Source organism: Dapis hubbardiae BLCC-M172 (assembly GCF_050016015.1).
GTDB lineage: Bacteria > Cyanobacteriota > Cyanobacteriia > Cyanobacteriales > Microcoleaceae > Trichodesmium.
Genome location: NZ_JBNHEQ010000219.1, coordinates 1,024 through 11,073 on the forward strand (window position 1 = coordinate 1,024; position 10,050 = coordinate 11,073).

The 10,050-nt window shown below is 34.4% G+C and carries 6 protein-coding genes; all 6 read right to left on the reverse strand.

Annotation, left to right across the window (positions count from 1 at the left end):
* Positions 1-534 precede the first annotated feature (534 nt).
* Positions 535-2,262, reverse strand: coding sequence for a succinate dehydrogenase/fumarate reductase flavoprotein subunit (locus tag ACP6PK_RS20145; RefSeq protein ID WP_426562079.1), 1,728 nt, complete (start codon positions 2,260-2,262; stop codon positions 535-537).
* Between the two features lie 551 nt (positions 2,263-2,813).
* Complete coding sequence (locus tag ACP6PK_RS20150) at positions 2,814-3,122, reverse strand: hypothetical protein (protein WP_094677950.1); 309 nt, start codon at positions 3,120-3,122, stop codon at positions 2,814-2,816.
* Between the two features lie 283 nt (positions 3,123-3,405).
* Positions 3,406-3,582: a hypothetical protein gene (locus ACP6PK_RS20155; protein ID WP_168186728.1), complete on the reverse strand. Its 177-nt coding sequence runs from the start codon at positions 3,580-3,582 to the stop codon at positions 3,406-3,408.
* Between the two features lie 571 nt (positions 3,583-4,153).
* Entirely contained in the window at positions 4,154-4,423 is a 270-nt protein-coding gene (locus ACP6PK_RS20160) for a hypothetical protein (RefSeq protein WP_426562081.1), read from the reverse strand.
* 794 nt (positions 4,424-5,217) lie between these two features.
* Complete coding sequence (locus ACP6PK_RS20165) at positions 5,218-7,119, reverse strand: protein kinase domain-containing protein (RefSeq protein WP_426562083.1); 1,902 nt, start codon at positions 7,117-7,119, stop codon at positions 5,218-5,220.
* A 1,220-nt stretch (positions 7,120-8,339) separates the two neighbouring features.
* Positions 8,340-9,617: a serpin family protein gene (locus ACP6PK_RS20170; protein WP_426562085.1), complete on the reverse strand. Its 1,278-nt coding sequence runs from the start codon at positions 9,615-9,617 to the stop codon at positions 8,340-8,342.
* Positions 9,618-10,050 lie beyond the last annotated feature (433 nt).

Sequence of the window (10,050 nt, forward strand, 5' to 3'; positions counted from 1 at the left end):
CAATTTTTGCCTTAGCTAGAGTTTTTTCAGCATTATTAATACCTCAATCAGCAAATACATTACCACTACTTGCAGTTACTAAAATTTCATCACTCATTATTATTATCCTCTTGATTATTTATCAACAATTCATCAAAATATTGTTGGGATATTTTAAGTAGTTGCTTAATTCATTCAAGAGAAAGACTTAATTGAGGTTCATTAATTAATTCACATATACGGTTACCAATTTTTGCCTTAGCTAGAGTTTTTTCAGCATTATTAATACCTCAATCAGCAAACATATTACCACTACTTGCAGTTACTAAAATTTTATTACTCATTATTATGATTTCCAGGAAATTGGTATAAAAAGAAAGAAGGAACAATTCATTAATGGATAATGAATAATGAATCTGGTTAAAACCGAAAGGATAGAACCAAGTGGGGAAATCTTATTTCTTTTTTCTCCTCAAAAGGAGAGGTTTTAAACCCAATGGATTAATTATCAATTATCCATTATCAATTATCAATTATCCATTATCCATTATTAATTTAATATTTGCGCTCTTGTGGTTCAAACATAGTTATTGCCACAGGTCGATAATTAATATCAATTCCCGCCAACGAATAATAAGCTAAACTATGCTGTAAAAACTGCTCATCATTTCGTTGCGGAAAATCTTCTCGACTATGAGCGCCTCTACTTTCCTGACGACTCAACGCCGAACTTAAAATTGTCTCACCCACAACAATAATACTCCGCAACTCCAACGCCTCAATAATTTCCGTATTCCAAGACTTACCCTTATCATCCAAATAAACCTGCTGATACTGCTCCTGCAACTGCTCCAATTTTTCCAACCCTTGCTGCATTACATCCTGGGAACGAAACACACCACAATGTTCACTCATTGCATCCTGAAACTGCTGCCGTAAAAAATCAATGCGATATTCTCCAGAGCGCTCTAACAAACCCTGAACTTGTTCCCGCGCCTCCTCTAAATAACCTTCCTCCTCAACATCAGGTAACTTTCTACCCTCTACAAACTCAGCCATCGCTGCTCCAGTGCGTCGTCCATAAACCACACATTCCAACAAAGAATTACTTCCCAAACGGTTCGCCCCATGTACCGAAACACAAGCACATTCACCCGCAGCAAATAACCCATCCACCAAACCATCAGCACTCGCCAAAACTCTACCATCAGTATTAGTAGGAATGCCACCCATAGAATAATGAGCAGTCGGACGAACTGGCATCGGTTTGTTCACCGCATCAATACCTACAAGGCGATGAGCCTCTTCCCAAGCAAACGGCACCTTACTCATAATTTTTTCCCGACCCATGTGTCGCAGATCCAGATAAATAAACGGACCTCCTGCACTACCATCCATATTAATTCCACGACCAGCACGAATTTCCAAAGTAATAGCGCGGGAAGTAATATCACGAGGTGCCAACTCCATCCGACTCGGAGCATAATTCGCCATAAAGCGATCGCCATCACTATTAATTAGATAAGCACCCTCACCGCGCACCGCCTCAGAAATTAAAACCCCTGCTGGATATAAACCAGTGGGATGAAACTGCACAAATTCCATATCTTGCAGAGGCAAACCTGCCATTGCAGCCATTGCCAAACCGTCGCCAGTCGAAGCATAATCATTAGAAGTGGTATTAAACACCCGACCATAACCACCAGTGGCAAGCATTATCGCCTTTGCTCGAAGTACAACTATTTCCCCATCCAAAATATGATACATAACTAAGCCTTTTGCCTGACCTTCTTCCAATATCAGACGCATGACATACCATTCCTGATATACTTTTACCCCATTACGCTGGAGGTTATTTACCAACTCATGCAAAATAGCGTGACCTGTTTGATCCGCAGCATAACAGGTGCGGTTGTGGGAGTGACCGCCGAAAGGACGTTGAGCGATGCGACCATCTGGCAAACGAGAGAATAATACTCCCAAATGTTCTAAGTCAATAATTACATCTGGTGCTTCCTTTGCTAAAATTTCTACTGCGTCTTGGTCTGCCAAATAGTCGGAACCTTTTACAGTATCAAAAGCATGAGCTTTCCAACTATCTTCAGGGTCTACATTTTGTAGGGAAGCAGCTATTCCACCTTGAGCAGCGACAGAGTGAGAACGAATGGGGTGAGTTTTGGCAACAACCGCCACATCTAAACTAGGATTTTTGCGAGCTATTTCCACAGCAGCGCGACAACCAGCAAGACCGCCGCCTACTATAATTATGTCGTGTTCTAACATTAGCTAAATATTAGGTATTTTTGTTCTTTTATCATCTTACTTTATAGTCGGTAAAGTAATATCAAATCTGCCGACTTTGGAGAATAAGTTTTGTAGTGGTTTGGTCACCAAACCCCTACAATATTGAATTGTACCGATACTAAGGAATTTGATATAATTTATGGTAAAAATTTGTCTAAAATTATCCACAAAAATTATTTTCTATTCCCTGAAACTAATTTAAAATAGAAGCCACCTAATTATATCATTTTCTACCTTTTTTCTTCCTCCTTAATATCAAATCCGCTTAATTCAGTATAAAAAAATGTTCCATTTTCAGCTATTGTTATATTTCTAGATATCTCTATCTTCCCACACTTTTCACACTCCCCACCCTTCCCACACTCTTTATCTAATTTAGACCGATACTACCGGATTTAATATTATTCCCTATTCCCTATCCCGATAAAAACCTACCTGTCATTCGACAGGCAGATTTTTAATACTTTTAGATTCTTGATTAATTGAAGAATTAAGTAATTTTTAAGTCACGAAATAAAGACTCAAAATATTTAGCTCATAGATGTTGCTGCTTGTTGACCAGGTGTTGGCATTTCAACTTCCTCTTCCTCATTCGGGTCTACTGAAGAAACTTCAATATGATTTAATAGGGTAGTTACGAAAGAAAATAAAAGGAAGGGTAGAGACAAGACAACAACTAGGGCAATAGCTCCCAGAGCATAGACTTGGTTACTGCTAGTCCAAAGGGCAACTCCTCCAGCAATGCTCAAGAATACTACTATCAACCAAACAATAATCTGGCCATAAATGTCGCCGAAGGTGAGGGTGCAACTAAGCCGATATTTTTGGAAATTATTCATCATTTTACCTCGTTACATTACTTCAAATTTATAGGTTAGACCGCTTGTCAAACTAAGGTAAGATTTCTCAAGATTTTGATCGGAATTGTTACGATACTTTACATTAAAATATTCATTAAAATTATAATTTTTGTTTAATTTTATACCGAAGTTTTAATTCTGAAGAAAAAATAAAGAAAATACAAACTATTTTTTTTCAAAGGGGAGCTTTTTGAGAAAAATTTTCCATATTTCACATACAGAGGAAATACAAAGATTTGTATTTCCTTAAGTTAGTTGATATTTAATCTAACCAAATTTCCCACCAAGAACCTGATTTAGATTCTGATGATGTGACTGGTTTAATATTATTAATTTTTTCCCCTTGATTAATCTTTCCTTCTGCTTGTTGAGCTGCTTCTTCTTTAGTTCCTGCTTCGACTATTATATCTCTACGGTTGAGTGTGACACGATATTTCATATTTTTTTCACCTCTTTAGTTTATAACTATTCAGATAGACTCGATCATATCATGTGCCTTGAAAAATATGAAAACCGGATTTATGTCATTTTAAACCCGGTTTTTTTTAACTATTTTGTTTTTTTTATTGAACATTTTATTTCAATAATTAAGAATTTAGAATTAAGAATTTAGAATTATATCAAATCCGCTTAATTCGGTATAAAAAAATTTTCATCTTCATCCCTGAGCAAATATTTCTAAATTCTCTTCCCTCCTGACTCCTGACTCCTGACTCCTGACTCGTCGATTAACTATCTAATTACACCAATACTACCGGATTTGATATTACCTCTCCTTGAAAAGAAGAGGATTGATGAATAGGAAAATTTTTATTTATTATCCCCTTAAAAGGGGAGGCTTTAAACCACAATATTTCGGTAAGCATTCAGCTATTAGAATTCAGCTCTCATTTTTTGCGAATTAATTTTTTTTTCCTACAGAATGCTTACATTTCTGTTAACTCTAGTTTTGTTTAATCTTAGGGATATTCCTACATTTTTTTCTGGTAATTAATCATCAGGATATGGGATTAAACAGGTTTAGTTAAATCAGCACAATAACTATCATTTACTACTTGAGAATTAATATTTACAGGCTCCATATCTGATGATTCTGGTAGCCTCCTATTTATAGGGTGAAATTTGACTTTTTTACAAACAACCTGAGAATTACTTATAGAAGCATAATCCCAAGTAAAAATTTCTGAATCTCTAATTGTTGCATTAGCTGGGTATCTAAAAAATCCACTGAGTAAGACTAATTCTAGGGTGATTAAACCAATAATTATGTATTTCCACATAGACCCTCCTAAATTTCTGTTGAATAATTAATTTTAACTACATAGTTTTATGCTTATATATATTATCTCATAGTTTTTCTTTCAGTGTCAAGATAGTTATAAGCAATCAGCCGTCAGCTATCAGCATTCAGCTATCAGCAAATAATGAATAATTATTTCTAAGGTTAAAGGAATGTACTTTGGCAGTAACTTTTAATTCTCTTTAAATTTATCAATAGCTTTTTTCAAAGTTTTCAAATCGTATTCTTTTTAAGCAGGTACACAAAATTACACTGCTTTTCAGATTGATAAACCACATCTTCACAACCAAAATCTTTTAGGGACGTTCCATGGAACGTCCCTACTGTAGTCTACTGAAATGAAAATCGCTGTAATTACACATTGCCTAAAATTCAGAACCTTATAGTATAAGGGTAACAGCTATAGAGAATAGGCAAGTAATTATAGCAATATGATTTTAGTTGTGAGATATTGGAGATTTTTAGGCAACAGGCAACAGGCAACAGAGAAGAAGAAAAAACGAACATATATGAGTAAAATAACTGCTATATTCTATACTTTAAAGGAACATCTCAATTCTCACATCTGATTCCTGATTGCTATATGTGTAGGTTCTTAAGAATAGTTCAAGAATTTAGAATTAAGAATTTAGAATGCGCGAATTACCTCTCCTTGAAAAGAAGAGGATTGACGAACAGGAAAATTTTTATTTATTATCCCCTTAAAAGGGGAGGCTTTAAGCCACAATATTTCGGTAATAATTAATTATTAATTGTTAATTATTAATTATTGAACTAATACCTACCATTAATTTTATTTCTAGCAAATAATACTAAAGAATATTCAATAGGTTTATCTGAATTTGAAACAACTACAAATTGATAATAACCCGACCTTTTTGTTTCACCTATCCATTGATTTTCTGGAGAATCTTCTATTAATCCTCTAGACCTACGGCGATAATTTCTGGGAGGATAAATTGATAATAAAACTTCTGGAGAATTAGGTTCTAATCTGACTCGCAAAATTTGTTCATCTTGTAACCAAGCTAGATAAATTTTACCTTCTCCTGGTTGGAGAGTACCCTGAACAACTTGTCTATAGGAACCTCGTGCAAAACGAATTTCTGCTATAGATTTTCTACTTTGTAAATCTTTCATTGTATCAGTAGCGATCGCTTGCCAAACTTGACCTATTGGTAAACCAATGAGGTTTTGACCACGAGTTTGCTCTGAAAATAAATCAAGAAACTGAGCATCGGTTAAATCATTAAAAGCAGCACTACTAATATTTAATCTCCTCAGTTGAGATCGCCATCGATAAATATCATCTTTACTATAATTACCTAACCTGCGACGAGTTTCTGGACTTAGTGTTTCTAGTCTGTCTGCTAACTTATTAGCTATTGCATACCATCGCTCCTGCCATAATTTATCTTCTGAAGTTTTATTACTCAAAATTTGCCCTCTTTTTTGAGGATACTGACTGTAGAAAAATTCATCTACTAAGGGGAAAAAGAAAGATTCATCGATACCTAATTTTTTGAGGCGATCGCTCAATTTTTCTGGTTTATCATTGACAATTCTATTTTGATTAGATGCGTATTCTAACCAAAAATTACCACCTATCCAACCTATTCCTCCCATACTAAATATTGTGACTAATACTAATAAAATTGTTGACCAAATAGAAGATTTTTTGGCAACATCAGTAGTAACATGAGCTTGGGAAACTGACATAGTAGTTACATTGGAGAGTTTACCAGCAGTAACAGGAGGAGTGGAAACTATGTCTGGTGGTGCTTGGGTAGTAGCTAAGTCAATGCTAGATGGCAGATTTTCTAGTGCTTCAATAACTTGACGAGCGGTGGAAAAGCGATCGCTTGGTTTAGACGCTAACATTTTATCTAATATATTTCCCAGATTTTCACTAAGACTAATTTCCTTGCGCCAGTTAAAAGTTAAGTTCTTACCATCTATCAAAAAAGAGGGTTCCTTTCCAGTTAGTAAAACTAAAGCTGTTACTGCTAGAGCATATAGATCGCTGTCATTATTGATAACTCCTAGTCGCATTTGTTCATCTGGAGCATATCCTAATTTTCCTAACTTTGTTGCTTGGGGTAAAATATTACCTCCTTTGTTCGCATACTCAGAGGCGACTTTTGTTGCCGTTTCCTTCACCCCACCAAAATCAATTAATACTGGCAATTTGTCAGAAGTTTGTAGAATTATATTATCTGGAGAAATATCACGGTGAATAACTCCTAAGTTATGAATATATTCCAACACTGGTAATAGTTGCAGCAAAAATTTTTTTACTTCTGCTTCGCTAAAAAGTTTGCCTTGAAGTTTGCGGTTTTCTAGCAAAGCACGATAAGTTTTACCTTTTATATAATCTTGTACTAAAAATAGATATCCTTCCCCATTTAACTTATAGCGAAACATTTCCCGAAAACCAGGAATTTGTGGATGTCGTAACTTGTATAATACACCTGCTTCCCGTTCAAATAGTTCCTGAGATTTTTGTAAAGCGTAGCTACCGTGAACTTGGGGGGCAAATTCTTTAAGTACGCAGAGTTCCTGGAAACGGTGGTTATCTTCTGCGAGGTAGGTACGTCCAAAACCACCATGTCCTAATTGTTTGATAATTTTATAGCGGTCAGTAAGTATTAGACCTGGATATATAGGGTTATTCATAAAAATAGTGGCTAGTTTGAGCCTAAATTAAGTTCTATTTATTATATTCGGTTAAACCTAACCTTATACTGTTTCACGGAAGTTAAAAATAAACACTCAAAAGTTAAAAATAAGATTTTATAGGCTCAAAACTTTGACTATACAGTAATTTCAGGAAATTATTTGTGACATCTTTAAAGTGAATTGGTATTACAAAAGTCGAAAGTATGAATTTCGGGGTAAAAAAGTGGGAAATTTTTAATTATTTTAATAACTAGAGGTTTTAATTAATCTATTGTATCTGTAGAGTAGTTGATGATGTGGCTGTGATAGTGATGTTAACTAATTACCTTAACTTCTGGAATTTTTATCAAAAGGAAGAAACATAAGCAGGTCATTAATTGATAATGGATAATTACCTCTGGTTAAAACCATCAGATTGAATACAAAGAAATAATATTTCTTTTTTCTCCTTAAAAGGAGAGGCTTTATACTTTTATTTTTCGCTCAAACAATATTTTTACTAAGTTGGGTAATTCAGGTAATAAGTTGGAGAAAGTTGTGATAATTTTGTCTTTTATTATTATAGCAATTCCCATCTCTGAGTGAGGTTCAAAATTATTCAATAATTAATAATTAGGGTTTGCTGAAAAAGTCTTATGGGTAAGGGTAGGAGTCAGGAGGTAGGGACGTTTTGCTGCGCAACATGTTTGCCGAGCATTCCGGGACGGAAAACGCATTTTTGTTACGCAAGGTCCGTAGGGAGTCAGGAGAAATGGGAATTATAGAGGAGGTAGGAGGAAGAATAGTCCTTTGATTTTTCTGCCATAGTCTACCCAAAATGCTCACAATTTCTGCTTTATCACCCAAAAAGCTCGTACTTTTTCCAGACCTAAAATTGCTCAAACCTTTACCCGTAAATGCTTTTATATTTAATCAGCCAGCCCTAATTAACAATTAATAATTAATAATTACCTCTTCTTAAAAATAAGAGGTAAGGTTAAAAATAATTTTTTTCTTTTTTTATCCTTGAAGGAGAGGCTTTAAACCTTAATTTTTCGGTAATTTTTAGGGAGTAGAGAGTAGTAATTATGGAAACAGGGAATAGAAAAGAAGAAAAAAAACTGTACCTCAGTAACTTGAGAAACGCTATAATCAATTATTTACACTTAATTATTTTTTTCCACCCCTAATACCATTTCACAAAAGTTACCCATTCAAAAGTAATTTTATATTTGGTATTAATATTCTGGATTTGTAATTTCTCCCATAAACAGAATAGTTCCAGATTTGTTATCTCTAATAGCAAAAAAGAAGGGACGATTAACTAACATATCGACAGTCATTACTGCACTTTCCAATGTTATTGTGAAGCTGGTAGTTGCTGCTGCTTCTGTTCCTGTTTCATTTACTTCAACAAATGTTTTCTGTTTAACTTCACTGATAAATAAATTCTCAGAACTTATCCCCGAAAAATCGGCTACCCCTGGCTGAAAAGCTATTTGCATTCCTAAAGATTTCAACATATCGTTGAGAGTCACTTCATATTCATTTTTAAACGTTGGCAAACCTAAATTAACTTCATAATCTTCAAACTGTTTCATCCAATTGTTCCAGTTTTTTTCATTCAAAATTTGATAAAATCCCTCTAAACCGACTTGTTTCCTGGGGAGAAATATATACATACTAGCCAGACCTTTTTTATAGGGCAAACTCACTGCTTGAAAATATTGATTATCGTAATATAAATATCTTGACGATTGGAACATAATTGGATGTTGTTTTTGAGTTCCATTGGCTAAATAAAAAGGCATCTCTCTAGTAAAATCTTCTGAAAATTGTTCTTCCCAATTTCCCTGAAAATAAATAGCATTTAACAACACCATGACATCATTAGGGTTAAGTGCTTGAATAATTTTCTCAATTTTCCCTTCAGTTTTATCTTTTACCCAATCATTAATAATTTTCGGACTTTCCGGATTATTAAAGTCAATTTCCCTTACCTGACTCTGATAAAAATTTTGATTTACTTGCAGAAAATTTGGAGAAAAAGATGTTCCCTTGTCAGTCCAGATAGAGTTAGCAATATTTAATTTAATCTCGGGATTTAAACTATTTAATAAAATCCCTAAATCCTTATTTGCTTGATTAACTTCTGCTAAACTCATTCCCTGAAAATTTAGAGTTTTAGCCATAGCTTTTTGAGTTTCTCCCGCAGCGCCATTGTACGTCATTGAGAGAGCGATCGCTATACTTATTGGCGAGATAAAAACATTTTCGTTTGATTGGTATTTCTGAATTTCTGAAAATAGTTGAAAACCCAATTTATTATTGGCATAAACTAATTTATTCATGGTATTTTTATCTGCTGTTTGGGCTAATTTATGCTGCTTCTGATTTGGGAAAATTATTGTACTGCCTGGTAAACTATATGCTCCAATAACTACAATTAAAATAGTTGCTCCTAAAGACATTTTGGCAGAAATACCATAAGATTTCTTGACAAATTCTTTGAACATTCTTTTACCTAACTAGAGTCAATTACTAACAATAACAATCAATATCATATCTATACTTCCTATTTTGGTTAACCTAATAATAGCAAATGTCAAAAATCATCAACACTCAATACTACCAAATTTTCATTTTATAAAGCACTCTAATCTTGCTCTGGGAAAAACTGCTTTCCTATAAAATAGGATTGCTATACCACTTTGAAAAAAGAATGCTACAAAAAGGTAGATTTTGCTCGGATGACCCAATAGAAAGGAGCCGATACCAAATCATTTGACTTCTAGCAAAAGGAAAAACAATACTCATAAGTTTATATTTACCTCTTCTTCCTCCTTCCTTCCTTCCTCCTTCCTTCCTTCCTTCTTCCCCCTTCCTTCTTCCCCCTTCCTTCTTCCTTCTTCCTTCTTCCTTCTTCCTTCTTCCTTCTTCCTTCTTCCT

Excerpts from the sequence above, each read along its gene's own strand:
- ACP6PK_RS20145 (WP_426562079.1), bottom strand. The coding sequence starts at position 2,262 with ATGTTAGAACACGACATAATTATAGTAGGCGGCGGTCTTGCTGGTTGT.
- ACP6PK_RS20150 (WP_094677950.1), bottom strand. The coding sequence starts at position 3,122 with ATGAATAATTTCCAAAAATATCGGCTTAGTTGCACCCTCACCTTCGGC.
- ACP6PK_RS20155 (WP_168186728.1), bottom strand. The coding sequence starts at position 3,582 with ATGAAATATCGTGTCACACTCAACCGTAGAGATATAATAGTCGAAGCA.
- ACP6PK_RS20160 (WP_426562081.1), bottom strand. The coding sequence starts at position 4,423 with ATGTGGAAATACATAATTATTGGTTTAATCACCCTAGAATTAGTCTTA.
- ACP6PK_RS20165 (WP_426562083.1), bottom strand. The coding sequence starts at position 7,119 with ATGAATAACCCTATATATCCAGGTCTAATACTTACTGACCGCTATAAA.
- ACP6PK_RS20170 (WP_426562085.1), bottom strand. The coding sequence starts at position 9,617 with ATGTTCAAAGAATTTGTCAAGAAATCTTATGGTATTTCTGCCAAAATG.